The sequence below is a fragment of the Haloplanus sp. GDY1 genome (assembly GCF_023703775.1).
Lineage (GTDB): Archaea > Halobacteriota > Halobacteria > Halobacteriales > Haloferacaceae > Haloplanus > Haloplanus halophilus.
Map to the genome: position 1 here is coordinate 1,130,620 of NZ_CP098514.1, position 24,580 is coordinate 1,155,199.

The following is a 24,580-nucleotide window of genomic DNA, read 5'->3' on the forward strand; positions in this document are numbered from 1 at the left end:
ATGCGGACGCCGACGCTTAAGCGTGGTCAATGACCCCCGGCCACGCTCACGCGTCGATGGCGTCGATCCCCTCGTGAGCCAGTTCGAGCGTCTCGGTCGCGACGTCGGGGCGGTCGGCGGCCAGTTTCGGGCCGGCCCACCGAAGGGGCGTGGCCGCCCGACAGCGCCAGCCCCGCGCCCGGTCGCCGGCGTCGTCGAGCAGGAAGACGCACACGTCCCGCGCCTCGACGGCGCCGTCGACCCAGTCCCGCAGCCAGTCCCAGAGCCGTCGGTCGTCGGTGACGCCGCGGCGGAGCCGGAGGGGCGGCGAGTCGGTGCGTCGCCGCTCCGGTGTGGGCGCGGCGCCGAGGGCTCGCCCGGGGCGGTCGAGCCAGTCGAACCAGTCGGGCGCGCCCTCGTCCCCGTCGGCCGGCCGGGCCTGGACGCGAACCGAGAGGCCGGTCACCTCGGTGAAGCCGAGCGGCGGGCGGTCGTCCCCGAGGTCGACGTCGAACCGGTGGCGGAGGTAGGGGTCGACTGGCCGGTCGGTCATCGCTTCGTTCGGGAGTCCGTGCCGTCCCGCGATCCGCCCCTCGGCGTCTCGGACGGCGCGTCGAGGGACGCCTTCCGCGGTGGCGCCCGCTCGTCGCGGCGGCTCCCGCCGTCCGTCTCTCCGGAGGCGTCGGCGCGCTCGACCCCCTCGGAGACGATTTCGAGCGTCTCGATGGCGACGGCCGAGCGGTTGGCGTCGAGCGCTGGCCCCTCGTAACGGGCGGGCCAGGCGTTGCGGAACTCCCACCGGGCCGCCGTCGCCCCTTCCTCGTCGAGGAGGACGACGGCGATGGCCCGGCGCGCCTCGTCGACCTTGCCCGACTCGACGAGACGCCGCCACTCGGCGAGTTCGACGGAGGCGTCCGTGACGCCCGCGCGGAGCACGAGGGGGCCGTAGTCGTTCAGGCCGGCGAGTTTCCGTGGCGTCGGCCGCTCGTTGCCCTCGCGATACTCCACGACCGACGTCGACGCGGACGGGAGCCGACAGCGGCTGAAGCCGGCCTTCGCGATGCCGTCGATTTCGAGGAGGAATCGGGCCACCCGGAGCGGGCCGTGTCGGTCAGGCATGGACGCGCTCCGGGGACGGCGGTGTCGATTCTCGTGGTGTGGTACCGTGACTCATTCAGTTGGGACGACTCACCGTGCGCTCTTGAAGGTTTCCGGTGTGACCGGTCGGTATTTTGAGTGGTGGCCCCGTTGCACGAGATATGCGGATCGCTATCGACCGACGACGACTCGTCGACCGACTGCAAGAACAGGCGAACATCGGCGGCATCGACGGCGAACGCGGGCTCGACCGGGTGACGCTGTCGGAGGCCGACCGCGAAGTTCGCGACTGGTTCCGGGACCGGATGACCGACGCCGGACTCGACGTCCGCGTCGACGAGGTGGGCAACGTGTTCGGCCGGCGACCGGGGGCGGACCCGGACGCGGGGACGGTGCTGCTCGGGTCCCACCTCGACAGCCAGCCACACGGCGGCATCTACGACGGCCCGCTGGGCGTTCTCGCCGCCCTCGAGTTCGTCGAGACGCTGGAAGACGAGGGAATCACGACCGAGCGGCCGGTCGAACTCGTCAACTGGACCAACGAGGAGGGGTCCCGCTTCCAGCCGGCGATGATGGGGAGCGGCGTCTGGGCCGGGGCGCTTTCGCAGGAGGCGGCGTACGAGGCGACCGACCGGGACGGGGTTCGCTTCGTCGACGCGCTGGAGCGGATCGGCTACCGCGGCGACGTCCCCGCGGAGCCGGGGTACGACTACGACTCGTATCTCGAACTCCACATCGAACAGGGGCCGCGCCTCGACGACGCCGGCGACGACGTGGGCGTCGTCACGGGCGTGGTGGGGTTCCAGTGGGGGGAGATCACGTTCGAGGGACAGGCGAACCACTCCGGCACGACCCCGATGCACCACCGGCGCGACGCGCTGGTCGGCGCCGCGGACGTCATCACGGGGGTGCGTCGGATCCCGGGAACGCTCGGGGAGCGAACCGTCGGCACGACGGGCGTCATCGAGGCCGATCCGGGATCGATCAACATCGTCCCCGGCGAGGTCACGTTCACCGTCGGCTTCCGGGACCCGGACGACGAGACGGTCGCGGAGGCGGTCGACCGGGTCAAGGGCGAGGCGGCGGCGGCGGCGGAGCGCGAGGGCCTGGAGTGGCGCTACGAGGAGCGCATGTCGGTCGAGAGCGTCGACTTCGCCGACCGGTGTGTCGACGCCGTCCAGTCGGCGGCCGACGACCGGGGGTACGCCTCCCAGCGACTGGTCAGCGGCGCCGGCCACGACGCGACGCGCGTCGCGAGCGTCTGCGACGCCGCGATGGTCTTCGCGGTGAGCGAGGACGGCAAGAGCCACTCGCCACAGGAGTTCACCGACTGGGACGACTGCTACGCGGCGGCGGACACGCTGGCGAACGCCGCCCTCGACCTGGCCGGAGTGGCGGACGAGTAGCGGGCGACGAAGCGGTCGTCGCGGCCGGCGACCGCCCGTCAGTCCTGCCGGACGGAGAAAGAGAGGGTCTCGACGCCCTCGACTTCGACCGCCACCTCGTCGCCGTCCTCGAGGCCGCCGACGCCGGAGGGGGTCCCCGTCGAGATGACGTCACCCGGTTCGAGGGTCATGTACGTCGAGATCTCCTCGATCAGTTCCGGCACCGTGAAGATGAGTTGGGTGATGTCGGAGGACTGCTTCGTCTCGCCGTTGACGCGGAGGCTGACCTCGGCGTCGTCGGGGAGGTGTTCGGGGTCGGCGACGACCGGGCCCAGGGGCGCGGCGCCGTCGAAGGCCTTCCCGCGCACCCAGTTTTGCTCCTGGCGCTGGTCGTCGCGGTTGGAGACGTCACAGACGACGGTGTAGCCGGCGATCACCGACTCGGCGTCCGCGGCGTCGACGTTGCGACACTGCTCGCCGACGACGACGCCGAGTTCGGCCTCCCAGTCGACCTGCTCCTTGCCCTCGGGCAGGGTGACGGTGTCGCCGTGTGCGGCCACGGTGTTCGGCGGCTTCAGGAAGAGCATCGGACGGTCCGGGATGTCCATGCCCTCCTCCTCGGCGTGGTCGGCGTAGTTGAGGCCGATACAGACGATCTTCGACGGTTCACAGGGCGCGAGGACGTCCACCTCGTCGAGGTCGTACGTCTCGTCGGCGAAACTGACGGCGTCGCCGTGCCACTCGCCGGTCCGTACCATCCCTGCGGGGTCGCGGAATCTGACCTGTCGCATGGAGGCGAGTCATCGGCGGGCGAAATAAGCCTTCCCCGTTCGGTCGAGCGCGGTCGGGACCGCCGGGTGTCCCGAGGCGCGGCGGGGGACAAGATTGACGTGCGGTTCCCGACAACTCAGTAACGCAATGGAGCTCACCTGGCACGGCCACTCCACGTGGTACGTCACCGTCGACGATACGTCCCTGCTGATCGATCCGTTCTTCGACAACCCGTTCACGTCACTCGATCCGGCCGAGGTACCGTCGCCGGAGTACGTCCTGTTGACTCACGGTCACGCGGACCACATCGCGGACGTGGGCGCGTTCACGGACGCGACGGTCGTGGGAACGCCGGAGCTGACCGGCTGGGTCGCCGACGAACACGGCGCCGAGGACACCGTCGGGATGAACCTCGGCGGGACCGTCGAGTGTGGCGACGCCTACGTGACGATGCACCGCGCGGACCACACGAACGGCATCGGCACGGACTACGAGTACAGCGCCGGCATGCCCGCCGGCTACGTCATCGGCGACACGAAGCCCACACAGGAAACCGACGAGGACGCCTTCGCCTTCTACCACGCGGGCGACACCGGGCTGATGACCGAGATGCGGGACGTGATCGGGCCGTTCCTCGAACCCGACGCCGCGGCGCTCCCGGTCGGCGACCACTTCACGATGGGGCCGGCACAGGCCGCCATCGCCGCCGACTGGCTGGACGTGGATCACGTCTTCCCGATGCATTACGACACGTTCCCGCCCGTCGAGATCGACGTCGACCAGGTGGGCCGGGAAGTCGCCGCGACCGGGTCGGACGCCGAGGTTCACGTCCTCGACGGCGACGAGAGCTACGCCTTCGAGCGCCCGTACGCCGACGAGTGACGGCGACGGTCCCGGGATGGACAGCGTTTAGACGCCCCGGGACGTTCGGCCCGGTGGAATGAGCGACATCGAGACGATCACCGTCAGCGAGGAAGGCTTCGCCTGCGTCAATCAGGTCGGCGACTTCGAGTTCACCGTCGACGCCACCGACGAGTCCGGTCCGAACCCGAACGCGGCGCTGGTGGCGACGTACGCCTCCTGTTTCCTGCCCGCGTTCCGCGTCGGCGGCCAGCAGCGCGGCCACGACGACCTGGGCAAGATCCAGATCGACGCCGACGCCGACCTGGACGAGGAGGAGGACCTGGAGTCGATCAGCTTCGCGGTTCACGTCGCCGCCGACCTCTCCGAGGACGAGTTGGACGAAATCGTCGGGCGCGCCGAGGACATCTGTCACGTTCACTCGGCGCTCCGCGAGGAACTCGAAGCCGACGTCGACGCGTACGGCGACGCCTTCTGAGGCGGCACTCGCGCCGGCGCTCGGTCACCGTTCGGGGCGGTGGGGGCGGGGCGCTCCGACGGCGCCGCCGCTACACGTCGTGGCGCGCGGACGAAACGTCGTCAGCGGCGGTACCAGCGGTAACTCATCGCCCGGCCGTCGACGATGACGACCTCCTGTCCCTCAGTCGAACGGTTCCGTGGCTCCTCGTCCGCGTCGTCCGGAACCTCGTCACGGAAGACGTACGGGCTGTCATTCGCTGCCATGCCCCATGGTAGGGTTCCGGAGATAAATAACGTTGCGTCAGACGCACCGCTGACGGTCGACGCCGCGGGTTTCGGGGACGAGTCGTGGATCGGCCGGCCGCCGACGTTCCCTCGGACTGGGAGCCACGCCCCGTATTTTTGTGGCCGCCCTCCGTGTCCGCAGACGGTCCGGTGATGGACGGCAACGAGCGACGGGGAACGGTGCGGGGTCGAGGAGCGTGGGCGGCGTGAGCAGCCACGGCGAGCGCGCCCCGGAGTCCGACCTCGGGCTCCTGGACGCGACGATGATCGGCATGGGGGCGATGATCGGGGCGGGGATCTTCGTCCTGACGGGGCTGGCGGCCGAGATCGCCGGCCCCGCGGCGATCCTGGTGTTCGTCCTCAACGGCGTCGTGACGGCGTTCACCGGGCTCTCCTACGCGGAACTCGCGTCCTCGATTCCGAAGAGCGGCGGCGGCTACGCCTTCGTCAGGGAGGTGTTCGACGACCTGTCGTCCTTCCTGATGGGGTGGATGCTCTGGTTCGCCTACATGATCGCCGGCGGGCTGTACGCGCTGGGGTTCGCGCCGAACTTCCTCGAACTCCTGCACGTCTACGACGTGGCGCCGGCGCCGGACGCCGTCGGCGCCGTTTCCCTCCCCGTCGTCGACGCCGGGATTCCGGCGGCGGTCCTGCTGGCCTCGCTCGCGGTGTTTCTCCTGGTCGGCCTGAACGCGCTGTCGACGGCCGCGAGCGGGAGCGTCGAGACGGTGTTCACGCTGATCAAGGTGGGCATCCTCGTCGTCTTCGTCGCCTTCGGGGCCACCTCGCCGATGTTCTCGTCGGCGGAGTTCCAGCCGCTGTTCCCGGGCGAGGCCGGCCCCCTCAGCGTCCTCCCCGCGATGGGGCTGACGTTCATCGCCTTCGAGGGGTACGACCTCATCACGACGGTGACCGAGGAGGTGAAAAACCCCCGCGAGAACATCCCGAAGGCCATCTTCGCGAGTCTGGCGGTGACGGTGGTCGTCTACCTCGCGGTGGTGGGCGTCGCCGTCGGCACCCTCGGGGCCGACGGGTTGGCGGCGGCGGGCGAAGCCGGTATCGCCCAGGCAGCGACGGAGTTCATGCCGACGGGGCTGCCGGTGATCCGGAACGGCGGGGCGATCATCGTCTTCGGCGCCGTCTTCTCGACGCTGACGGCGCTGAACGCCGTCGTCATCGCCTCCTCGCGCGTGGCGTTCTCGATGGGGCGGGAGGAACAGCTCCTCCCCTCGTTCGGACAGCTTCATCACCGGTACGGGACGCCCTTCGTCGCCATCCTCGCGAGCGGGGTGGTGATGCTCGGCTCGGTCGTGTTGCCGACCCAGAGCGCCGGCAACATGTCCAGCCTGTTTTTCCTGCTCTCCTTCATCGTCGTCAACGCCTCGGTGATCAAGCTCCGGCGGGAGCGACCGGACATGAACCGGCCGTACGAACTGCCGTACTACCCCGTCCCGCCGATCCTCGGCATCCTGCTCAACCTGCTGTTGACGGGCGTGCTGGTCCGGTATCTGCTCCGGACCGACACGCTCGCGCTCCTTCTCAGCGTCGGCTGGATCGCCCTCGGCGCCGTCGCGTACGCCGTCCACAACAGGCTGCGGGCGAGCGAGGCGACCGACGGCGACGGACGAACCACACCGGGAGACGACTAACATGCCCAGTCACCTCACCATCATCATCGCGGGCGGCGGACGTGTCGGCTACCAGGCAGCGGTCACCCTCGACGATCGGGGGCACGACCTCACGGTGATCGAGCGGGATCCGGACCGGTGCGACGCCATCGCCGACGAGTACGTGGCGACGGTCATCCGCGGCGACGCCTCCAACCCCGACATCCTCGGCCAGGCGGGCGTGGAGTCGGCGGACGTGATCGCCGGACTGACGGGCGAACCGGGGCTGAACCTGGCGGTCTGCATGGAGGCCGCGGAACTGGCGCCCGGGATCCGAACCGTCGCGCGAATCGACAGCACGGAGCGGGCGGGCTACCGTCGCTTCGTCGACGAGACGGTGTTCCCGGAGGACGCCGGCGCGCGCGTCGCCGTCAACGAGATCGAGGGGAGCGACGTGCGCTCGCTCGCCGACGTGACCGGCGACCTCGACATCGTGGAGATCCGGGTCGAGGAGGGCGCGCCGGCCGCGAACAAGGAACTCCGCGAGACCCGGTTCCCGGCGGGCACGCTCGTCATCTCGGACGACGACGGTGACCGAGTCGCCCGGCCGGACACGACGCTCACGCCCGGCAAGCGCTACGTCATCGCGGTCGAGTCGGACGTGGCCGACGAGGTGATGAACCTGCTTCGCGGCTAGAGGAGCCGGTCGAGGTCGGCCAGCGAGTCGAGGACGTAATCGGGCGTCACGTCGCTCCGGGCCAGGTCGTCGTCGTCGGTGACGCCGGTGCGGACGAGCGCCGTCGTCATTCCGGCGCGGTCCCCGAGCGCGACGTCGGTGTCGAGGCGGTCGCCGACGACCAGACACGCCGCGGGCGGGACGCCGAGGCGGTCGCGGACGATCCGGAGCGCGGGGTCGGAGGGCTTCCCGAGGACGATATCGGGATCACGGCCGACGACGCCGGCGACGGCGTTGATGATCGCCCCCGATCCGGGGACGTCGCCCTCGGCCGCGGGGATCACCATGTCGGGGTCGGTGCCGACGAGCGTGGCGCCGCCCGCGCACGCCCGCAGCGCCGCACAGAGGCGGTCGTAGTCGAACGACCGGTCGATCGAGAGGACGACGGCGTCGGCCCGGGTTTCGTCGGTGACGACGGTCAGCCCCGCGTCGGTCAGCTGGTCGACGAGCGCCGGTTCGCCGACGACGAAGAGGTCGTCCTCGGCGTGGTTGTCGGCGAGGTAGGTCGTGGCGACCGTCCCGGCGGTGACGATCTCCGCGGGGTCGACCTCGAAGCCGGCCCGTCGGAGCCGGTCGGCGTAGGCCGGCGGCCGTTTGGTCGGGTTGTTCGAGACGAACAGCCGCCGACAGCCGGCCGCCGCCAGCCGGTCGAGTCCCTCGGCCGCGCCGGGGATCGGGTCGTCGCCGCGCACCACCGTCCCGTCCACGTCGAGGACGACTCCGCGGTAGGTCATCGCCGATGCGTAGGGGTGGCGGGCAGTTGAGACTGCCGGCTGCGGGTCGATCCGCCCCTTCGTTTCGGCCGCGTCGCGCCGGTTGCAAACCAAAGAGCCATTGGGACGCCGCCCCACCTCCCGACACCGTGACGAACACGCAGCTGACGCTCGTTCAGATCGACAACTACGGGCCGTGGACGGTGACGCCGGAACCGCGCCGGGAGATGGACCTCCAGACGCTCCAGTCGCGTCTCTTCGCCGACATCGCACAGTTCGTCGGCCACCGGGGCGGCTACGCCTTCTTCACCCGTTTCGACAACATGGTCGCGGTGACGAACGGGCTGGGCGCCGACGCCCACCGACTCCTCCAGGAGTCGACGGGCAACCGCTACCCGGTCACCCTGAGCCTCGGCGTCGGCGTCGACGCGAACCCGGCGGTCGCACTGGAGGCGGCGACCGAGGGCCTCCAGCGCGCCGGCAGCGCACAGGACGGCGACCGCCGGGAGGTGCTCGCCGGGGACCCGATCACCGACGGGAGCGACGACGTCTCCATCGCTCACTTCGACGTGAACGACGCGACCGAGAAGTACACCGACCGACTCAACGAGTTCGACTCCTTCATCGAAATCGAGCAGGGGTACGCGACGCTGATGCGCTACCTCCGGGAGGAACACGGCGGCCTCTCCTTTTTCGTCGGCGGCGACAACATCATCGCCGTCACCCCCGAGATGGGGAGGGACGCCTACCGCGACGCCATCGACCACGTGGAGGAGTCGGTGGGCGTCGAACTCAAGGTCGGGGTCGGCCGCGGCGCGACCGCTCACGAGGCGGGCATGGCCGCGAAACACGCGTTAGAGGAGTGCCGTCACCGCGGGACCGCGGTGGAACTCGACGACGTGGCGGCGGGCGTCGAAGGGGAGTAGAGTAGCGATTGAAAGTCACTGCACATCAGATCGAAGTACGGCGTACGATCTGAGGTGTATGCGGTTTCAATCGCTACGATAGCTACGCCTCGATCGTGGGCTCGTCCACGTCGAAGTTCTGGGCGTCGAGGGCCTCCTCCATCGCGGTCAGGAGGCAGGCGACGTTCTGCCGGCGGGCGGAGTAGCCCATGCAGCCGATGCGCCAGACCTCACCCTCCAGCGCGCCGAGGCCGCTCGCGATGTCGACGTCGTACTCCGCCATCAGGTACTCGATGACGGCGTCGTCGTCGACGCCGTCGGGCACCTCGACCGTGTTCAGGCTAGGGAGCCAGTACTCCTCCTCGGCGGCGGGCGTGAGACCGAGGTTCTGGAGGCCCTCACGGAGTTCGCCCGCCACCTCGCGGTGGCGCTCCCAGCGGTTCTCCAGACCCTCCTCGGCGACGATCCGCAGGGCCTCGCGGAGGCCGTAGAAGTTCGTCGTCGGGGCGGTGTGGTGGTAGTTGCGCTCCTCGCCCCAGTACTCCATGACGAGGTCGAGGTCGAGATACCAGGAGCCGGTGTCGTCGTCGCGGTTCAGTATCTTCTCGCGGGCGCGCTCGCCGATCGTGAGCGGCGTCGCGCCGGGGGTACAGGAGAGGCACTTCTGGGGGCTGCCGTAGGCGGCGTCGATGCCCCAGTCGTCGACGCGGAGTTCGACGCCCGAGAGCGAGGTGACACAGTCCGCGACGACGACGGCGTCGTGGTCGTGGGCGATGTCGGTGAGGTCCGGCACGTCCGGCTGGCGGACGCCGGTGCTGGTCTCGGCGTGGACGAACCCGAACACGTCGGGCTGGTGCTCGTCGAAGGCGTCGGCGACGTCCGCCGGCTGGAGCGGTTCGCCCCACGGCGCGTCGACGGTCACCACGTCGCCGCCCGCGCGGCGCGCGATCTTGCCCATCCGGTCGCCGAAGTAGCCGTTGGTCGGAACCAGCATCGTGTCGCCCGGTTCGACGAGGTTGCCGATGGCCGTCTCCATCGCCGCGGTGCCCGTCCCACTGGTGGCGAGCGTCCACTCGTTGTCCGTCTGGAACGTGTAGCGCAGCAGTTCCTGGATGTCGTCCATCACCTCCAGGAACGACGGGTCCATGTATCCGAGCGCCTGCGTCGACATCGCGCGCAGGACGCGCGGGTGGATCATGCTCGGACCGGGACCCATCAGGATTCGTGAGGGAGTGTCGAGTTCACTCGTCTCGGGTGGACTCCTCATACCCGACCCGACGGACGAGCGAAGTAAAAACCCCCGTGTTCGTGGCAATATATTGTCGAAGGAGAGGTTCGACAATTGCGACATGTGAGCATCCCCCGTGTCGTTCTCACCCACGGATATGGACGGCCGTTCAAGTCCGGGAGGCTTCCCGGCGACGGGTGGTCGTCGGCCGGTGGAGGCCCGGACCGTCGGCCGTGAGGTCGTCGGCACGCCGGATGCCACACGCCCACGGCCGGCGGTATCAGATCACGCGCGGAAGCAGACGCCGCCAGAGGAGGGTGAGCGCGGCGACGACGACGTACGCGCCCACCAGCGAGGCGCCGAAGTAGAGCGCCAGTCGGTCGAGGGGCATCGATCCGGCGGAGACGGCGGCGCTGACGCTGTACGCGAACGCGAGCGCGTGGTGGTACCAGCCGAAGAAGGCGTCCGATCCGCCCGGATCCGGCCGGAACTCGTCGGTCGGGGCGTCCGGCGGTGAACCCATACCCCGGCCTCGGGAGCCGGGGTGAAAAGTCCGAGGGCTCGCGGGGGCAACCGTTTAATAGCACGGGGCGCCCGACTCCGACCATGCTCACCATGGAGGGTCCGCTCCTCACGGTCGACGTGGGATCGCGGCGGGTCGAGACCGAGGGCGTCGACGACGTCCTCGACGCCTACATCGGCGGCCGGGGCGTCGCCACCCGCCTCGCCCACGACCGGATCCCGTTCGACGCCGACCCGCTGGGACCGGAGAACCGCGTCTACTTCACGACCGGCCCGATGCAGGCGTCGTCGATGAGCTTCACCGGCCGCACGTCGGCGACGGCCGTCTCCCCGCTGACGGACGGCCTGCTCTCGACCAACGCCGGCGGGTTCGTCTCCCGGAACCTGCTCGGCACCGGCAACGCCGTGATCGAACTCGTCGGGGCGAGCGACGTGCCCCTGATCGTCCACGTCCGCGAGGACGGCGTCGAGTTCGAGGAGGTGCCCGACCTCGCCGGCGCGGAGGTGCCCGCCGTCACGGAGTACGTCGAGGCGGAACACGACCTGGGCGCCGAACACGTCGCCTGCATCGGCCCGGCCGGGGAGAACGAGGTCCGCTTCGCCTGCATCATGACCAGCGAGACGCGGGCGTTCGGCCGCGGCGGACTGGGCGCCGTCCTCGGGTCGAAGAACGTGAAGGCGCTCACCTTCGACGGCGACGCCGTCCCCGACGTGGACGTCGACGCCGAGGCGGCCACCATCCACCGCGAGGCGGCCACCAGCGACCACATCATGAAACGGCAGGGGACCGCGAGCGTCACGGACCTCGCCAACGAGATCGGCTCCTTCCCCACCCGCTACTTCGAGGACGTCCGCTACGAGGCGTTCGAGAAGATCAACGGCGACCGGGTGGAGGAGAAAAAGTACAAGAAGGGGACCTGCTCGCAGTGTGCCTTCGCCTGCAAACTGCCGACGCGGGACGAGGCATCGGGCGTCGAGACGGAGGGGCCGGAGTTCGAGACGATCATGGCCTTCGGCGGCAACTGCGAGGTGGACGACGTCGTCTCGATCATGCAGTCGAACGACCTCTGTGACCGCCTGGGGATGGACACCATCTCCTGTGGCAACGCCGTGGCGGCGTACCTGAAGGCGAACGACGCCTTCGGCGACGACGAGTTGATCCACGAGACGGTGGAGCGAATCGCCCACCGGGAGGGCGACGGCGACCTGCTCGCCGAAGGCATCCATCGCTTCCACGACGAACTCGGCGTCGAGGACTGGACGGTCAAGGGGATGACCTTCTCCGCGCACGACGGCCGCACCCTCAACGGGCAGGGCCTCGCCTTCGCCACCGCGAACCGCGGCGCCGACCACATGTACGCGACGTTCTACGCCTACGAGTACCCCCTCGTCGACGCCTCGGAGGCGTTCGAACCGGCGGGGCTCTCGGCGGCCAAGGCGGAGAAGCTCGTCGAACTGGAGAACAAGCGTGCGCTGGAGGACTGCGGCGTCGTCTGCCGGTTCTCGCGGGGCATGATGACCGACGAGCGGTTCGAGAAACTGTTCGGCGCCGACTTCGAAACCCTGCTCGACGTGGGCGGGCGCGTCGTCGAACTCGAACGCCACTTCAACAACCGGCGCGGGTTCGACCGCGCCGACGACGACCTGCCCTACGACCTGCCGGACTTCGAGGCGGCGCTCGACGCCTACTACGACGCCCGCGGGTAGACAGACCGGGGCGTCGTCCCCGACGGTGCCGTCGGGGCGAGCGCGGACTGATCGCGGCGGCCGTCGAGCGTTCGGTCGTAGGTTTATCCGTCCCGGACGCGGAGGTCGGATATGGCCATCGACCCGAACTTCGAGCGAACCCGCGAGCAGGTGGACGAGGAGGACGGCGTCGCCGTCTGGGGACCCGTCGAACCGCCCGAGAAACTCGGCATCCACGGCACGCACGTCGCCGTCGACTTCGACATCTGTCTCGCCGACGGCGCCTGTCTGGAGGACTGTCCCGTCGACGTCTTCGAGTGGGTGGACACGCCCGGCCATCCCGAGAGCGAACTCAAGGCTCACCCGACCCACGAGGACCAGTGCATCGACTGCATGCTCTGTGTCGACGTCTGTCCGGTCGACGCCATCGACGTGGACGCGAGCCGCGAGAACCGCGTCTGATCGCCCCACCCTTTCCGTGACCCACCGGACCATCACGAACGATTAAGTACGACACCCTGTTACAGGGTCCCATGGAACTGACCGAGAAACTGAACTTCGATCACGAGGACCGCCGGGACATCTACGACTACATCGAAGCCCACGGGGAGGTGCGGGCGGACGGGGCCCGCCGGGCGTTGAACCTCGACCCCGAGGCCTTCGGTCACCACGTCACCATCCTCCGGCGCGACGGCTACATCAGGCGTGACGGCAACAAACTGCGGGTGGCCTACCAGGAGGAGGACGTGGAGGAACACGACGCCGAGGACCTCACCTACACGATCAGGGCGGCCCAGCAGCGGGACCTCTCCGGTCTGATCGGCGTCATCCGCGCCGTGGCGGAGGAGGGGACCTACATCGAGGCGGAGACGGTGGCGGACCTGCTGGATCACGAGGAGGTGATCCTCCGGCACAACGAGGTGCGGTCGCGGATGGTGTTCGTCGCCTGCGTCGACGACGAGGTGGTCGGCTGGGTCCACCTGGACCTCCCCGAGACGGAGAAACTGGCCCACACCGCGGTGTTGACGGTCGGTCTCCTGCCCACCTACCGCGGGCACGGCATCGGCACCGCGCTCCTGGAGCGCGGGTTCCGCTGGGCCTGCGACCACGACTTCGAGAAACTGTACAACAGCGTCCCCGCGACCAACGAGGCGGCCATCGACTTCCTCGAGGCCCACGGCTGGGAGACCGAGGCGGTGCGCGAGGACCACTACCGCATCGACGACGAGTACGTCGACGAGGTGATGATGGCCCGGTTCCTCGACTGCGCGTAGTCCCGTATCGTGAGCCAGTCCCGGTGGTTCGCCGGGCCGTCTCGGCGAACGTCCGGGACACAGTCACAACCACCCGTATCACTCGTACCGGCGGCGTTCCTCGGCCGCGGCCTCGGTCCCGTACGCCTCGACCAGCGGCCGGTAGGCCTCGCCGAGCGCCCGCATGCACTGCCGGGTCGAGACGTAGTCGAGGTCGGCCGCGACTCGCTCCCACCCGTGTGCCTGCAGCGGTTTGCGCACCAGCAGCCGCTCGGCCCGGGCCGAGAGGTCGGCCGTCGGGGCCGTCAGGTGGGCGAGCGCCAGGTCCCGGAACGCGCCGGGGGCGGCGTCGTACAGTCCCGGTCCGAAGGCCGCGGCGGCGACGACCCGCCACTCGTGATCGGAGAGCGACGGCGCGAACGCGCCGTCGGTCGCGCGCAGCGTCGCCCGCGCGACGTCGGGGTCGAGGTCGCGGAGGGCGTCGGAGAGGCCGTCACGCATCCGGCGGCGGAACCGCCGGGCGTGGCGGTCGTGGAGCGCCTCGCCGGCCGGGCTCGTCGGCCGGAGCATCACCGCCGAGTACTCGCCGCTGGTCGCGTTGCGGGTCGTCGAGCAGTGGACCGTGCGGTAGCCGTTTCGCTCCCAGAACCGCACGAGCCGCGGCGTCGCGCCGTAGCCGACGCCGAACCAGTCCACGTCGTCGTCGAACTCCTCGTGGCAGGCCGACAGGAGCCGCGAGCCGAACCCCTCCGAGCGGAGCGCGTGGTGGGTGGCGATGCGCAACACGCGGTGGCCGACGGGCTCGCCCGCCTCGCGGTCGCGCAACTGACTCGTCAGCACGTCCGGGAGCATGTTCCCCCGGACCCGCGCCCCCTCGTACATCTCCTCGCGGAGGTCGGCGGGGAGTCCCCCCTCCCGGGCCAGGAGGGCGACGGCGGCGACGTGGCCGTCGACGAGCAGCGCCCGGGCGGTGAGGTTGGGTGCGTCGAGCAGGCGCGCCAGGTCGTCCGGCTCCGTCCGGTAGTGTGCGAGGACGAGGAGGCCGAACGCCTCCCGCAGGAGGTGTTCGTCGGCGAGCAGCGTCTCGGCGTCGAGCGTCCGGTAGGTGGCGTCGGCGGGCGTCGCGCCCGCGAGAAGCTGGTCGACGGCGGGGCGGGCGTCCAGCAGGAGGGCGCGGAACGCCCACACCTCCACCGGGTCGCCGGCGGCGTACCGAATCGGGTCGTCGAGGCGGGCGTCGACCACCTCCCGGTCGCTCTCCGCGAGGCGGTCACGGAACCGCACGTCGAACCCGCGGCCGGTCCCCTCGTAGCCGTGGACCGTCGTGACGAAGGCCGTCGCCGGCGCGTCGAGGAAGGCTTCGAGGCGGCGGACGGGCAGGGCGGCCGCCTCGTCGACGACGACGGCGTCGGGGGCGTCCGGCAGGGCGGCCGCCGCCCCGGGGTCGAGAAAGCGGACCCTGCCGCCGCCGGCCGCCGACAGGACGTGCGCCTCGCCGTCCGCGTCGGCGAGGGTTCCCAGTCGGTCGAGCAGCGCCCGCGCCCGCTCGAACACCTCCGCGGCGTTGCGGTAGGCGGGCGCGGTCACGAGGACGTCACGGCCGTCGGCGGCGAGACAGCCGGCGGCGAGGCCGGCGGCCGCGGACTTCCCGCGTCCCCGGTCGGCCTCGACGACGACGGCGACGCCGCGCTCCCGGAGGCGCTCCAGCGCGGCCAGGGCGTCGGCCTGATCGGCCGTGAGACAGGCCTCGTAGGCCGCTCGCGGGAAGGCGGCGTCGTCGGGGGCCGTCACCGGCGCCCGTGGCCGCGCGGGCCCGGCGTCGGTCAGGCCGTCGCGCTCGATCACTTCGGCGTCCACGTCGACGACGGCGACCCCCGGGTGGGAGCGCAGGGTGTCGACCAGCCGCCGCCGGAAGTGCCCGGTCACCTCCGCGACGGTGAAGGGGGGGACGGCGAGGCGCTCGTCGGCGTCGGTTCGCGCCGCGGGCCAGTCGTCGAGGGCCGGCGTCACGAGGACGAGGAGGCCGCCGCCGTCGACGGCGCCGACGACCCGCCCGAGGGCGTTCGCCGAGAACGCCGCGTGGGCGTCGAGGACGACGACGTCGCGCGTGGTGCCGAGGAGTCGGGACGCGTGGGCCGGATCGATCCGTTCGGCCCAGCCGACCCCTTCCCTGCCCGTGACGACCGTCGCGTCGGGGTCGTCGAACGCCGCGACGGCCTCGGCGGCGGCGTCGAGCCCTCGGTCCCGGTCGCCGGCGAGTGTCAGCAGGCGACGCTCGTTCGCGCGCTCGGCTTCGGCCCGCAGGGCCGCGACGACGCCGGCGAGGTCCATGTCCGGCCGTACCCCGGCGGCGACCAAGGGCCTTGCCCTCCCCGGCGACGACGGTGACGGGTGGTGACACTAGTGTTACGGAGCCGTTAACTTGGGCCGAACCGTACTGGGGGACATGCCCGAAGCCATTCCCGGACTCCACCACGTCACCGCCGTCGGGAGCGACCCCGTTCGCAACGCGGCGTTCTACACCGAGACGCTCGGCCTCCGTCTCGTCAAGCGCAGCGTGAACCAGGACGACGTGTCGGTGTATCACCTGTTCTACGGCGACCACGGCGGCTCCCCCGGGACCAGCATGACGTTCTTCCCGTATCCGGACGCCGCCCCCGGACAGGTGGGAACCGGGCAGGCCAGCGCCGTCGCCTTCCTGATCCCGGGCGACTCGGTCGACTACTGGGTCGACCGGCTGGCGGCCGAGGGCGTCGACGCCGACGACCCCGTCGAGCGGTTCGGCGACGTCGTGATCCCGTTTCGCGACCCGGACGGCCTGCCGCTGGAACTCGTCGCCCGGGCCGACGCCCCGGCGGGCGACCCGCCGGAGGGTCCCGTCCCCGCCGAACACGCCGTCCGTGGCTTCTTCGGCGTCACCCTCTCGCTGTCGGACGCCGAGCGGACGGCGACGCTGCTGGAGGCGATGGGCTTCGAGGAGTCGGGGAGCGAGGGCCGGCGCGTTCGCTACGAGTCACACGGCGACCTCGGATACGCAGTCGACCTGGTCGCGGACCCGTCGGCGCCACAGGGCCGCCCCGGCGCGGGGACGGTCCACCACGTCGCCTTCCAGGTGACCGAGGAGACCCAGCCCGAGTGGCGGCAGGTGTTGATGGACCACGGCCTGCGGCCCACGGAGATCATCGACCGCAAGTGGTTCGAGTCGGTGTACGCCCGCACCACGGGCGGCGTCCTCTTCGAGTACGCGACGACGGAACCGGGATACACGGTCGACGAGGATCTGGCCAACCTCGGCGAGCGCCTCGTCCTGCCGGAGTGGCTGGAGGGGCGGCGCGACGAGATCGAGGCGGGGCTGCCCGCGCTGGAACTGGACGAGGCGGTCAGCAGGTAGTCCGGGCGAAGGCCCGTGTGCAGCGATCACACTGTCTCACGGCTTTGAAAGCGCTTTTATGGGGGCCCCTGCTAACCGACTGTACAGCCTGCCCGCGGTTGATGATTCGCCTCGCCATCAGGGACTCACTCTGGTGAGGTGTGCGAGCCGACGGGTGGGAGGTACAAACCATGTCAGTTTACGTCAATTTCGATGTCCCGGCGGATCTCGCCGAGAGCGCCATCGAGGCGCTCGAAGTAGCGCGAGACACAGGGAGTGTCAAGAAAGGAACGAACGAGACGACCAAGGCGGTCGAGCGCGGCAACGCCGAACTCGTCGTCATCGCGGAGGACGTCCAGCCCGAGGAGATCGTGATGCACCTGCCCGAACTCGCCGACGAGAAGGGCATTCCGTACGTCTTCGTCGAGACGCAGGACGACGTCGGCCACGCGGCAGGGCTCGAAGTCGGGAGCGCCGCGGCCGCCATCGTCGACGCGGGCGACGCGGAGGAACAGGTCGAAGACATCGCCACGAAGGTCGAGGACCTCCGGTAAGCGACCATGAGCGCCGAAGAGAGTGCCAGCGACTCGATGCCCGCCGAGGTAATCGAGATCGTCGGCAAGACCGGCATGCATGGCGAGGCCATGCAGGTCAAATGTCGCATCCAGGAGGGGTCGAATCAGGGGCGAATCATCACGCGCAACGTGCTGGGCCCCGTCCGCGAGGGCGACGTGCTCCAACTGCGCGAGACACAGCGCGACGCCGACTCCATCGGAGGACAGTAATGGTCGACACACGCACCTGCGACTACACGGGCGAGGAGATCGAACCCGGCACGGGGACCATGTACGTCAGGACGGACGGCACCATCCTGCACTTCGTGGACTCCAAAGCCGAGAAGAACTACTTCCTCGGCCGCGAGGCGAGGGATCTGGAGTGGACCGCGGACGGGCGGGCCGGCGGCGAGGGTGAGGAATGAGCGACGCCGAGCGCACCTTCGTGATGGTCAAGCCCGACGGGGTCCAGCGAGGCCTGATCGGCGAGATCATCTCCCGCTTCGAGGACCGCGGCCTCAAACTCGTCGGCGCGAAGTTCATGACCATCTCCGACGAACTCGCCCACGAACACTACGGCGAACACGAAGACAAGCCCTTCTTCGAGGGCCTCGTCGACTTCATCACCGCCGGCCCGGTGATGGCGATGGTCTGGGAGGGACAGGACGCCACCCGCCAGGTCCGCGCCATGATGGGCGAGACCGACCCCGCCGAGTCCGACCCCGGAACGATCCGGGGCGACTTCGGCCTCGACCTCGGTCGGAACGTCATCCACGGCTCCGACCACGAGGACGAGGGTGCGAACGAGCGGGAGATCGACCTCTTCTTCGACGAGGACGAACTCCAGGACTACGAGCGAATCGACGAGACCTGGCTGTACGAGTAGCCTAGCTCGGCTCGCCGAGATACCCGGTAACCAGTCGTTCTTCGGCCCGACGCAACCGATAGGAGAGCGTCGACCGTGGCACGTCGAGTTCCCCGGCCAGGTCGTCGAGCGTAATCGCCCGCGGCGTCCGGTAGTAGCCGTGATCGAGGGCGGCCCGCATCGCTCGGCGCTGGTCGGGAGGAAGCGAAATCGATCCCAGCGAGTCGTGCCCCCACCCCTCGGCGTCGCCGAGGTGGCCCATGTGGAACGTGAGTCCCTGCCGCAGGTTCGCACTGAGCGCGTCGTACAGTAGTCCCACCTTCTCGTCAGACTGCAGGAAGACGCGCCAGCCGTGCCGAGATTTCCGTCGACTGGTACAGAAGAGCGATCCGCGCGGGAGATACCGACCCGCGAGCGTCTGGACGGACTCGCCGTCCTCGACGCCCTCGAGGTAGGTGTAGATCACCCGTTCGTCCTCCGAGCGTTCGAGTACGTCGTGGACCCGGGTGGCCGAACAGTCCGCCTCGGTCACCGACGCCGTCCGCACCGTCTCGTCGAGGCGGAGGCGTTCGACGGCGTCGAGCGCCGCCGGTGGCCCCGTCAACCGCTCCACACGCCAGAAACCGTCCTCGGTGACGTCACCGTGTAACGCCTCGGCGACGAGCGTCGGATGCTCGATGAACACGTCCATCACCGGATCGGCGCCCGTCTCGTACACGACGTCGAACGTGAACTCACGCATTACGTGTCCTCCGGGCCGTCGTCGGACATCACGAACACACCCCCGGTACGCCGGCCAGGCTAAAAGCCTTCCCCAGAACCGCAGCGCGAGAGACGGGAGTTGGCGCTCGACAACTCAATGGTTATTTGTGAGTACCCCTTGTATGTTACTGTCTGCCATGAGCACTGACGAACCGAGTACGGCTGCAGAGGAGCACGGACACGAACACCACGAGGTAGAGGGACCGGGGTATCCGACGCCGGCGGCGATGCGTACCGAATCGGAGCGCGAGAAGACGGCCTTCGTCATGGCGCTCCGGGTCGGCATGGACGTGGACGAACCCGACTTCGTCGGCGTCGTCGACGTGGACCCCGACTCGGAGACGTACGGAACCCTGATCGACACGGCCGAGATGCCGAACAAGGGCGACGAACTCCACCACTTCGGCTGGAACACCTGTTCGTCGTCGTGTCACGCCGAGGGGCTGACCCGGGATCACCTGATCGTCCCCGGGCAGCGCTCCTCGCGCATCCACATCGTCGACGCCAGCGACCCGCGACAGCCGACAATCGAGAAAGTGATCGAACCGGAGGAGGTGTTCGAACACGACCTCTCGGCGCCGCACACGGTCCACTGCGTGCCCGGGGGGAAGATCGTCATCAGCATGCTGGGGAACGCCGACGGCGAACTCCCCGGTGGCTTCCTCCAGCTCGATCAGGACGACTTCTCCATCGACGGCCACTGGGAGGTCGACCGGGGCGACATGGAGATGAACTACGACTACTGGTACCAGCCCCGACACGGCGTGATGCTGTCGACGGAGTGGGCGGCGCCGGAAACCTACTATCCGGGATTCGACCTCGACGACGTCGAGGCCGGCAAGTACGGCGACAGCATCCACGTCTGGGACTGGGAAACCAAGGAACACCAGCAGACGCTGACCTTCGGCGAGGAGGGACTCATTCCGCTGGAGATCCGGATGCCCCACAACCCCGAGGAGACCGAGGGCTACGTCGGCGCCGCGCTCTCCTCGAACGTCATCCGGTTCTGGGAGGAAGACGACGGACGCTGGGAGTGGGAGACGGTCATCGACATCGAGGACCGCGAACACCCCGACTGGGACATGCCCGTGCCGGGGCTCGTCACCGACCTCCTCCTGTCGCTCGACGACCAGTACATGTTCTTCTCGAACTGGCTCCACGGCGACGTGCGGATGTACGACATCAGCGACACGGGGAACCCGCGACTGGTCGACCAGTGCTGGGTCGGCGGCAACTTCGGTGACCGGCAGGAGGTGGCGGGCCACGACGTCCGTGGTGCGCCCCAGATGCTCCAGCTCTCCCGCGACGGCCGGCGGCTCTACTGGACCACCTCGCTGTTCTCGTCGTGGGACAACCAGTTCTACCCCGAAATCGGCGAGGAGGGGTCGCTGATGCTGAAAGCCGACGTGTACCCCGAGGAGGGACGGATGGAACTCGACGAGGACTTCGTCGTCGACTTCGGCGACGCCCCCGGCGGACCCGCGCGCGCCCACGAGATTCGCTGGCCCGGTGGTGACTGCACCAGCGACGTCTGGCAGTGACGACCCACGAGGTCCGGTTGGAGTGGCGCGACGGCCGCAGGGACACCGTCTCCGTCGCCGCGGACGAAACCGTCATCGACGCCACGGAGCGCGAGAACCTCGGCGTCCCCTACGGCTGCCTGTACGGTGCCTGTGGCACCTGTACCGGGCGCCTGCTGGAGGGTGACCTCGTCCACGTCGAGCGTCCGCGGGGCCTGAAACCCCACCACCGGCGGGAGGGCTACGTCCTGCTCTGTGTGGCCGCACCGCGCTCCGACTGCCGCGTCGAGGTCGGCGCGCAGGTGCAGGCCGACCTCGTGCCGAACCCGTGGAAGTGACGCCGTCGTCCCGGCGCCTCGCCGCCGTCGCCGCGAGCACGCTCCTGTCGACGCCCGCGGCCGCCCACGGCGCGGGCGGTACCGCGACGGGGACGGGACTCGCCTTCCCGCTCGTCGTCGCGGCCGTCGTCGGCACCAGCCTGCTCGGTGGCGGGGGCGTCCTCCTGGCGTACGGTCGATTCGACCGGGCCGAGGGCGCCACGCATCGAGCAGTCGTTCCACTGTTGGTGCTCGCACTCGGCGGTGCCGCCGCCGCGCTCGCGGTCACCCGGGCAGCGGCGGTGACGCTCGCCGGCACCGCGCTGGGAATCGGCATCGTCTACGTGGGCCGTGACGCGGCCGTCACGGCCTGTGGCGGCTGTGCGGACGCGACCCTCGGTGCCGTGACGCTCCACCGCAGCCTCGAAGGCGCCGTCCTCGCGACTGTCTACGCCGCGGACGCCGCCGTCGGGACCGCTGGCGCCATCCTGGTGGCCGGCCACGCAGCGGCGGAGACGGCCGCCGTCGGCTCGTTGTACGCGTCTGCGGGCCGCCGCTACGCGGTCGGTGCCGTCCTCGTCGTTCAGTTGGGGTTCGTCGTCGGCGTCGGCGTCGGCTGGGACGTTATCGACGCCGTTCCCGCGGTCGTTCAGGCGGCGTTGCTCGCGGTCGTCGGTGGCGTCCTGCTGGCCGCGGGCGGCCACGAGGTGCGTCGCCGACGGGTGGCGGCCGTCCCGGCGTAGCTACGACACCGGGACCCCGTCTTCCCACAGCAACTCGAAGAGCTGTGAGAGCGTCGCGTAGAGGTGCGGACTGGTCGTCGAGATGCCCACGTAGCCGTCGTCGTTCGGCGCCCGGAACGCGAGGAGGACGTTCTCGCCGTCGTAGGTGTAGAGCCGCCCCCGGATGTCCTGGACGAACCGAATCGTCATCAGCTCGGTCGCCCGGTCACGGACCGCGGGGTCGAGGTCCCGGTCGTCCGAGATGAGCGCCCTGATCTCCACGCCGGCGTCGGCCTTGGCCGCCAGGAGTTCGGCGTGGTGGTTGGCGATCCGTTCGAAGCTCTCGGGGGTCGTGATCATGAGAATCTCCTCGGTGGCGTCCTCGGCGAGTCGCTCCAGTTTCTCGAGGATGTGGTGGCGGTTCGGATACGACCAGCTGATATCCACCTCGTCGTCGCCCTCGTCGCCGTAGTCCGCCTCGTCGACGGCGTCGAGGAAGTGTTCGCCGAGCCCCTGAATCTCGTCGAGTCTCCGGACGTGTTCGCGGCGCTTGAAGTCGCGAAACTGTGACACCGCCTGGTTCGGCTCCACCGGGCCGAACTTCTTGGGACGGCCCTCCTGTACGACGACGAACCCCTTGGTGTTCAGGGAATCGAGGACGTCGTACACGCGCGACTGGGGGACGCCGGCGCGCGAGGCGACCTCCTTGGCCGTCGACGTCCCCCCCTGCAACAGGCCGACGTACGTCGCCGCCTCGTACTCCGACAGCCCCATCTCCTGTAGGTAAATCTCCGGCTGGGAACTCACACCACCCTCTCGCCGCCCGATCCACTTGCCAGTTGCCCCGCTCGGTGCCCGATTTGAAGAATGAATATGCGTTAATACACCATATATTTACAACTCGTCGGTGGTGAAGTAGATATAATATCCCCAGAACGTCTGACTTTATCCGTGGAGAAGACAATGTTCGGCTACCAAGACAGAGAAAAGGAGAACGAACGAACACCAAAGATCGAAATAGGTGCAGGTGATTCGCAATGGCAGTAGACCTCGACGAGACGAGCGTCACGCACCCGCTGGACCCGCTGACGACCGACGAGATCGCCGCCGCGACCGACGTCCTCGAATCGGAGTGGGACGTCGCCGAGGACGCGGTGTATCACAACGTCGTTCTCGACGAACCCGAGAAGGAGTTCGTCCGGGCCTACGAGGAGGGCGATCACTTCGACCGCGAGGCCTTCATCGTCGTCCGACAGGGCGGGGAGACCTACGAGGCGACTGTCTCGATCACGGGCGAGGAGCTGCTCGGCGTCGAACACGTCGAGGACGTCCAGCCGGCGATCACGCCGCCGGAGGTCGACCAGGCCGAGCAGGTCGTCATCAACGACCCCGAGTGGCAGGAGGCGGCGGCGAAGCGGGGCGTCGAGAACTTCGACCTCGCCATCGTCGATCCGTGGCCGGCGAGCGGCTTCGAACCGGACTCGCACGCCGACCGCCGCCTCGTCCGCGCCATCTCCTGGATCCGGACCGAGGAGGAGGACAACGGCTACGCCCGCCCCATCGAGGGCCTGTTCGCCTTCGTCGACCTGGACGAGATGGAGGTCGTGAAAATCGAGGACAACGGCGTCGTCGACGAGGACAGCCCGCTCCCGCCCGAGGACGCCGACTTCCGGGCCGACAGGGTGGCGACTCGCGACGACTTCAAACACCTCGACGTGGTCCAGCCCGAGGGGCCGAGCTTCGAGGTCGACGGCCAGACCGTCGAGTGGCTGGACTGGGAGTTCCAGGTCGGCTGGACGCCCCGGGAGGGCCTCGTCTTCCACGACGTGACCTTCGAGGACGAGGGCGAACAGCGGAAGGTGCTCCACCGCGCCTCGGCCTCCGAGATGGCCGTCCCGTACGGCGACAGCGACCCCAACCACTCCTGGAAGGAGGCGTTCGACATCGGCGAGTTCCACGTCGGTCGGATGGCGAACGTGCTGACCGAGGGCTGTGACTGCCTCGGCGAGATGCACTACTTCGACGTGGCGATGAACGACACCAACGGCGACCCCAAGACGCTCCCGAACGCCATCTGCATGCACGAGGAGGACGACGGCGTCCTCTGGAAGCACACGGAGTGGCGGAAAGAGCACACCGAGGTCCGGCGTCGTCGCCGCCTCGTCGTCTCCTTCATCGCCACCGTCTACAACTACGACTACGGGTTCTACTGGTACTTCTACCCCGACGGCTCCATCGAGGGCGAGGTCCGGCTGACGGGCATCGACTCCAACGGGATGGTGCCCGCCGACGAGGACGCCACCGACACCAACGGCGAGTACGAACTCGTCGCGCCGCAGGTCAAGACCTCGATCCACCAGCACCACTTCAACTTCCGCCTGGACTTCGACATCGACGACACGCCCAACCGGGTGAAGGAGGTCCACAACGAACCCGTCGGGAGCGATCGCAAGAAGGGGTTCAAGGCGAAGGAGACGGTCCTGGAGTCCGAGATGGAGGCCCGCGACGACATCGACCCCCTGAACGGCAAGTACTGGCGGGTCGAGAGCACGGAGACGACGAACTCCTACGGCCGGCCCTGCGGCTACAAGCTGGAGCCCCACACCAACGTCAACTCGCCGGCGAGGCCCACCTCCAGCACGAAAAAGCGGGCCGGATTCATCCAGAACAACTTCTGGACGACACAGTACGACCCCGACGAGCGGTTCGCGGCCGGCGACTACCCCAACCAGAACGACGACACGACGGGACTGGCCGAGTGGACCGAGAAGGACCGCGACCTCGACGGCGAGGACGTGGTCTGCTGGTACACGCTCGGCGTCAACCACGTCACCCGTGCGGAGGACTGGCCGGTCCTCCCCGTCGAGGTCGCGAGCTTCTCCCTCAAGCCCGAGGGCTTCCTCGACAGCAACCCCGCCATCTCGCTCCCGCCGGAACCCTGCCACACCGAACACGACCTGACGTCCGTGGGGGACGACTGAG

Annotated in this window: 28 protein-coding genes; 18 read left to right on the plus strand and 10 right to left on the minus strand. The window is 69.3% G+C overall.

The window, feature by feature from the left end:
• Window positions 1-46: 46 nt before the first annotated feature.
• Both NBT67_RS06075 and NBT67_RS06080 read right to left on the minus strand, forming a co-directional pair.
• Complete coding sequence (locus tag NBT67_RS06075; RefSeq protein WP_251343937.1) at window positions 47-532, minus strand: phage tail protein; 486 nt, start codon at window positions 530-532, stop codon at window positions 47-49.
• A complete protein-coding gene (locus NBT67_RS06080) occupies window positions 529-1,098 on the minus strand; it encodes a phage tail protein (protein WP_251343938.1) in 570 nt (189 codons plus the stop codon). The genes NBT67_RS06075 and NBT67_RS06080 overlap by 4 nt, the downstream gene beginning before the upstream one ends.
• Before the next feature lie 140 nt (window positions 1,099-1,238).
• Here NBT67_RS06080 and NBT67_RS06085 point away from each other — a divergent pair, with 140 nt between their 5' ends.
• Window positions 1,239-2,483: a Zn-dependent hydrolase gene (locus NBT67_RS06085; RefSeq protein ID WP_251343939.1), complete on the plus strand. Its 1,245-nt coding sequence runs from the start codon at window positions 1,239-1,241 to the stop codon at window positions 2,481-2,483.
• Between the two features lie 38 nt (window positions 2,484-2,521).
• On the opposite strand, the gene NBT67_RS06090 is transcribed toward NBT67_RS06085, so the two are convergent.
• Window positions 2,522-3,253: a fumarylacetoacetate hydrolase family protein gene (locus NBT67_RS06090; RefSeq protein WP_251343940.1), complete on the minus strand. Its 732-nt coding sequence runs from the start codon at window positions 3,251-3,253 to the stop codon at window positions 2,522-2,524.
• Window positions 3,254-3,380: 127 nt separating this feature from the next.
• Here NBT67_RS06090 and NBT67_RS06095 point away from each other — a divergent pair, with 127 nt between their 5' ends.
• Together NBT67_RS06095 and NBT67_RS06100 are read left to right on the plus strand one after the other, a co-directional pair.
• Window positions 3,381-4,115 carry a metal-dependent hydrolase gene (locus NBT67_RS06095; protein WP_251343941.1) on the plus strand — a complete coding sequence of 245 codons (735 nt, stop codon included), beginning with the start codon at window positions 3,381-3,383 and terminating at the stop codon, window positions 4,113-4,115.
• Window positions 4,116-4,173: 58 nt separating this feature from the next.
• Window positions 4,174-4,572: an OsmC family protein gene (locus NBT67_RS06100; RefSeq protein WP_251343942.1), complete on the plus strand. Its 399-nt coding sequence runs from the start codon at window positions 4,174-4,176 to the stop codon at window positions 4,570-4,572.
• 101 nt (window positions 4,573-4,673) lie between these two features.
• Here NBT67_RS06100 and NBT67_RS06105 read toward each other — a convergent pair whose 3' ends face one another.
• The gene (locus NBT67_RS06105) at window positions 4,674-4,817 is read right to left on the minus strand and encodes a hypothetical protein (RefSeq protein ID WP_251343943.1); all 144 of its coding nucleotides are present in this window, start codon (window positions 4,815-4,817) and stop codon (window positions 4,674-4,676) included.
• Window positions 4,818-5,044: 227 nt separating this feature from the next.
• Here NBT67_RS06105 and NBT67_RS06110 point away from each other — a divergent pair, with 227 nt between their 5' ends.
• Together NBT67_RS06110 and NBT67_RS06115 are read left to right on the plus strand one after the other, a co-directional pair.
• Entirely contained in the window at window positions 5,045-6,487 is a 1,443-nt protein-coding gene (locus NBT67_RS06110; RefSeq protein ID WP_256474701.1) for an APC family permease, read from the plus strand.
• Window position 6,488: 1 nt separating this feature from the next.
• On the plus strand, window positions 6,489-7,142 hold the full coding sequence (locus NBT67_RS06115) for a potassium channel family protein (RefSeq protein WP_251343944.1): 654 nt from the start codon (window positions 6,489-6,491) through the stop codon (window positions 7,140-7,142).
• Here the strand turns inward: NBT67_RS06115 and NBT67_RS06120 are convergent.
• Window positions 7,139-7,915, minus strand: a complete 777-nt coding sequence (locus NBT67_RS06120) for an HAD-IIA family hydrolase (RefSeq protein ID WP_251343945.1) — start codon at window positions 7,913-7,915, stop codon at window positions 7,139-7,141. The genes NBT67_RS06115 and NBT67_RS06120 overlap by 4 nt on opposite strands.
• Window positions 7,916-8,043: 128 nt before the next feature.
• On the opposite strand from NBT67_RS06120, the gene NBT67_RS06125 reads away from it, so the two are divergent.
• Entirely contained in the window at window positions 8,044-8,820 is a 777-nt protein-coding gene (locus NBT67_RS06125) for a GTP cyclohydrolase IIa (RefSeq protein WP_251343947.1), read from the plus strand.
• An 82-nt stretch (window positions 8,821-8,902) separates the two neighbouring features.
• On the opposite strand, the gene NBT67_RS06130 is transcribed toward NBT67_RS06125, so the two are convergent.
• Both NBT67_RS06130 and NBT67_RS06135 read right to left on the minus strand, forming a co-directional pair.
• The gene (locus tag NBT67_RS06130; RefSeq protein WP_251343948.1) at window positions 8,903-10,066 is read right to left on the minus strand and encodes a pyridoxal-phosphate-dependent aminotransferase family protein; all 1,164 of its coding nucleotides are present in this window, start codon (window positions 10,064-10,066) and stop codon (window positions 8,903-8,905) included.
• Between the two features lie 241 nt (window positions 10,067-10,307).
• The gene (locus NBT67_RS06135; protein WP_251343949.1) at window positions 10,308-10,550 is read right to left on the minus strand and encodes a hypothetical protein; all 243 of its coding nucleotides are present in this window, start codon (window positions 10,548-10,550) and stop codon (window positions 10,308-10,310) included.
• 83 nt (window positions 10,551-10,633) lie between these two features.
• On the opposite strand from NBT67_RS06135, the gene NBT67_RS06140 reads away from it, so the two are divergent.
• The 3 genes from NBT67_RS06140 (at window position 10,634) to NBT67_RS06150 (ending at window position 13,509) form a co-directional block, all read left to right on the plus strand.
• Entirely contained in the window at window positions 10,634-12,256 is a 1,623-nt protein-coding gene (locus NBT67_RS06140; RefSeq protein WP_251343950.1) for an aldehyde ferredoxin oxidoreductase C-terminal domain-containing protein, read from the plus strand.
• Window positions 12,257-12,367: 111 nt separating this feature from the next.
• Window positions 12,368-12,697 carry a 4Fe-4S dicluster domain-containing protein gene (locus NBT67_RS06145; protein ID WP_251343951.1) on the plus strand — a complete coding sequence of 110 codons (330 nt, stop codon included), beginning with the start codon at window positions 12,368-12,370 and terminating at the stop codon, window positions 12,695-12,697.
• Window positions 12,698-12,768: 71 nt separating this feature from the next.
• A complete protein-coding gene (locus tag NBT67_RS06150; RefSeq protein WP_251343952.1) occupies window positions 12,769-13,509 on the plus strand; it encodes a GNAT family N-acetyltransferase in 741 nt (246 codons plus the stop codon).
• 78 nt (window positions 13,510-13,587) lie between these two features.
• On the opposite strand, the gene tmcA is transcribed toward NBT67_RS06150, so the two are convergent.
• Window positions 13,588-15,819: a tRNA(Met) cytidine acetyltransferase TmcA gene (tmcA, locus tag NBT67_RS06155; protein ID WP_251343954.1), complete on the minus strand. Its 2,232-nt coding sequence runs from the start codon at window positions 15,817-15,819 to the stop codon at window positions 13,588-13,590.
• Window positions 15,820-15,934: 115 nt separating this feature from the next.
• Between tmcA and NBT67_RS06160 the strand changes: the two genes are divergently transcribed.
• From NBT67_RS06160 to ndk, 5 genes are all read left to right on the plus strand, one after another.
• A complete protein-coding gene (locus tag NBT67_RS06160) occupies window positions 15,935-16,879 on the plus strand; it encodes a ring-cleaving dioxygenase (protein WP_251343955.1) in 945 nt (314 codons plus the stop codon).
• A 170-nt stretch (window positions 16,880-17,049) separates the two neighbouring features.
• Window positions 17,050-17,412: a 50S ribosomal protein L7Ae gene (rpl7ae, locus tag NBT67_RS06165; protein WP_251343956.1), complete on the plus strand. Its 363-nt coding sequence runs from the start codon at window positions 17,050-17,052 to the stop codon at window positions 17,410-17,412.
• 6 nt (window positions 17,413-17,418) lie between these two features.
• A complete protein-coding gene (locus NBT67_RS06170) occupies window positions 17,419-17,643 on the plus strand; it encodes a 30S ribosomal protein S28e (protein WP_049936843.1) in 225 nt (74 codons plus the stop codon).
• Complete coding sequence (locus NBT67_RS06175) at window positions 17,643-17,837, plus strand: 50S ribosomal protein L24e (RefSeq protein ID WP_251343958.1); 195 nt, start codon at window positions 17,643-17,645, stop codon at window positions 17,835-17,837. The genes NBT67_RS06170 and NBT67_RS06175 overlap by 1 nt, the downstream gene beginning before the upstream one ends.
• Window positions 17,834-18,298 carry a nucleoside-diphosphate kinase gene (ndk, locus tag NBT67_RS06180; protein WP_251343960.1) on the plus strand — a complete coding sequence of 155 codons (465 nt, stop codon included), beginning with the start codon at window positions 17,834-17,836 and terminating at the stop codon, window positions 18,296-18,298. The genes NBT67_RS06175 and ndk overlap by 4 nt, the downstream gene beginning before the upstream one ends.
• 1 nt (window position 18,299) lies before the next feature.
• On the opposite strand, the gene NBT67_RS06185 is transcribed toward ndk, so the two are convergent.
• The gene (locus NBT67_RS06185; RefSeq protein ID WP_251343961.1) at window positions 18,300-19,019 is read right to left on the minus strand and encodes a helix-turn-helix domain-containing protein; all 720 of its coding nucleotides are present in this window, start codon (window positions 19,017-19,019) and stop codon (window positions 18,300-18,302) included.
• Between the two features lie 157 nt (window positions 19,020-19,176).
• Between NBT67_RS06185 and NBT67_RS06190 the strand changes: the two genes are divergently transcribed.
• From NBT67_RS06190 to NBT67_RS06200, 3 genes are read left to right on the plus strand one after another with little or no spacing between them, the layout of a single operon-like run.
• Complete coding sequence (locus tag NBT67_RS06190; RefSeq protein WP_251343962.1) at window positions 19,177-20,580, plus strand: selenium-binding family protein; 1,404 nt, start codon at window positions 19,177-19,179, stop codon at window positions 20,578-20,580.
• Window positions 20,577-20,897 (plus strand): 2Fe-2S iron-sulfur cluster-binding protein, encoded by a 321-nt coding sequence (locus tag NBT67_RS06195; protein WP_251343963.1) that lies wholly within the window; start codon window positions 20,577-20,579, stop codon window positions 20,895-20,897. Before NBT67_RS06190 ends, NBT67_RS06195 begins: the two co-directional genes overlap by 4 nt.
• Window positions 20,888-21,619 carry a hypothetical protein gene (locus tag NBT67_RS06200; RefSeq protein ID WP_251343964.1) on the plus strand — a complete coding sequence of 244 codons (732 nt, stop codon included), beginning with the start codon at window positions 20,888-20,890 and terminating at the stop codon, window positions 21,617-21,619. Before NBT67_RS06195 ends, NBT67_RS06200 begins: the two co-directional genes overlap by 10 nt.
• Here NBT67_RS06200 and NBT67_RS06205 read toward each other — a convergent pair whose 3' ends face one another.
• The gene (locus NBT67_RS06205) at window positions 21,620-22,405 is read right to left on the minus strand and encodes a TrmB family transcriptional regulator (protein WP_251343965.1); all 786 of its coding nucleotides are present in this window, start codon (window positions 22,403-22,405) and stop codon (window positions 21,620-21,622) included.
• A 230-nt stretch (window positions 22,406-22,635) separates the two neighbouring features.
• On the opposite strand from NBT67_RS06205, the gene NBT67_RS06210 reads away from it, so the two are divergent.
• The gene (locus tag NBT67_RS06210) at window positions 22,636-24,579 is read left to right on the plus strand and encodes a primary-amine oxidase (RefSeq protein WP_251343966.1); all 1,944 of its coding nucleotides are present in this window, start codon (window positions 22,636-22,638) and stop codon (window positions 24,577-24,579) included.
• Window position 24,580 lies beyond the last annotated feature (1 nt).

Coding starts and splice junctions, on each gene's coding strand:
- tmcA (WP_251343954.1), bottom strand. CDS start 15,819: ATGGACCTCGCCGGCGTCGTCGCGGCCCTGCGGGCCGAAGCCGAGCGC.
- NBT67_RS06105 (WP_251343943.1), bottom strand. CDS start 4,817: ATGGCAGCGAATGACAGCCCGTACGTCTTCCGTGACGAGGTTCCGGAC.
- NBT67_RS06075 (WP_251343937.1), bottom strand. CDS start 532: ATGACCGACCGGCCAGTCGACCCCTACCTCCGCCACCGGTTCGACGTC.
- NBT67_RS06185 (WP_251343961.1), bottom strand. CDS start 19,019: ATGCGTGAGTTCACGTTCGACGTCGTGTACGAGACGGGCGCCGATCCG.
- NBT67_RS06160 (WP_251343955.1), top strand. CDS start 15,935: ATGCCCGAAGCCATTCCCGGACTCCACCACGTCACCGCCGTCGGGAGC.
- NBT67_RS06150 (WP_251343952.1), top strand. CDS start 12,769: ATGGAACTGACCGAGAAACTGAACTTCGATCACGAGGACCGCCGGGAC.
- NBT67_RS06175 (WP_251343958.1), top strand. CDS start 17,643: ATGGTCGACACACGCACCTGCGACTACACGGGCGAGGAGATCGAACCC.
- NBT67_RS06145 (WP_251343951.1), top strand. CDS start 12,368: ATGGCCATCGACCCGAACTTCGAGCGAACCCGCGAGCAGGTGGACGAG.
- NBT67_RS06120 (WP_251343945.1), bottom strand. CDS start 7,915: ATGACCTACCGCGGAGTCGTCCTCGACGTGGACGGGACGGTGGTGCGC.
- NBT67_RS06090 (WP_251343940.1), bottom strand. CDS start 3,253: ATGCGACAGGTCAGATTCCGCGACCCCGCAGGGATGGTACGGACCGGC.
- NBT67_RS06135 (WP_251343949.1), bottom strand. CDS start 10,550: ATGGGTTCACCGCCGGACGCCCCGACCGACGAGTTCCGGCCGGATCCG.
- NBT67_RS06080 (WP_251343938.1), bottom strand. CDS start 1,098: ATGCCTGACCGACACGGCCCGCTCCGGGTGGCCCGATTCCTCCTCGAA.
- NBT67_RS06210 (WP_251343966.1), top strand. CDS start 22,636: ATGGCAGTAGACCTCGACGAGACGAGCGTCACGCACCCGCTGGACCCG.
- ndk (WP_251343960.1), top strand. CDS start 17,834: ATGAGCGACGCCGAGCGCACCTTCGTGATGGTCAAGCCCGACGGGGTC.
- NBT67_RS06170 (WP_049936843.1), top strand. CDS start 17,419: ATGAGCGCCGAAGAGAGTGCCAGCGACTCGATGCCCGCCGAGGTAATC.
- NBT67_RS06115 (WP_251343944.1), top strand. CDS start 6,489: ATGCCCAGTCACCTCACCATCATCATCGCGGGCGGCGGACGTGTCGGC.
- NBT67_RS06100 (WP_251343942.1), top strand. CDS start 4,174: ATGAGCGACATCGAGACGATCACCGTCAGCGAGGAAGGCTTCGCCTGC.
- NBT67_RS06140 (WP_251343950.1), top strand. CDS start 10,634: ATGCTCACCATGGAGGGTCCGCTCCTCACGGTCGACGTGGGATCGCGG.
- NBT67_RS06130 (WP_251343948.1), bottom strand. CDS start 10,066: ATGAGGAGTCCACCCGAGACGAGTGAACTCGACACTCCCTCACGAATC.
- NBT67_RS06190 (WP_251343962.1), top strand. CDS start 19,177: ATGAGCACTGACGAACCGAGTACGGCTGCAGAGGAGCACGGACACGAA.
- NBT67_RS06085 (WP_251343939.1), top strand. CDS start 1,239: ATGCGGATCGCTATCGACCGACGACGACTCGTCGACCGACTGCAAGAA.
- NBT67_RS06095 (WP_251343941.1), top strand. CDS start 3,381: ATGGAGCTCACCTGGCACGGCCACTCCACGTGGTACGTCACCGTCGAC.
- rpl7ae (WP_251343956.1), top strand. CDS start 17,050: ATGTCAGTTTACGTCAATTTCGATGTCCCGGCGGATCTCGCCGAGAGC.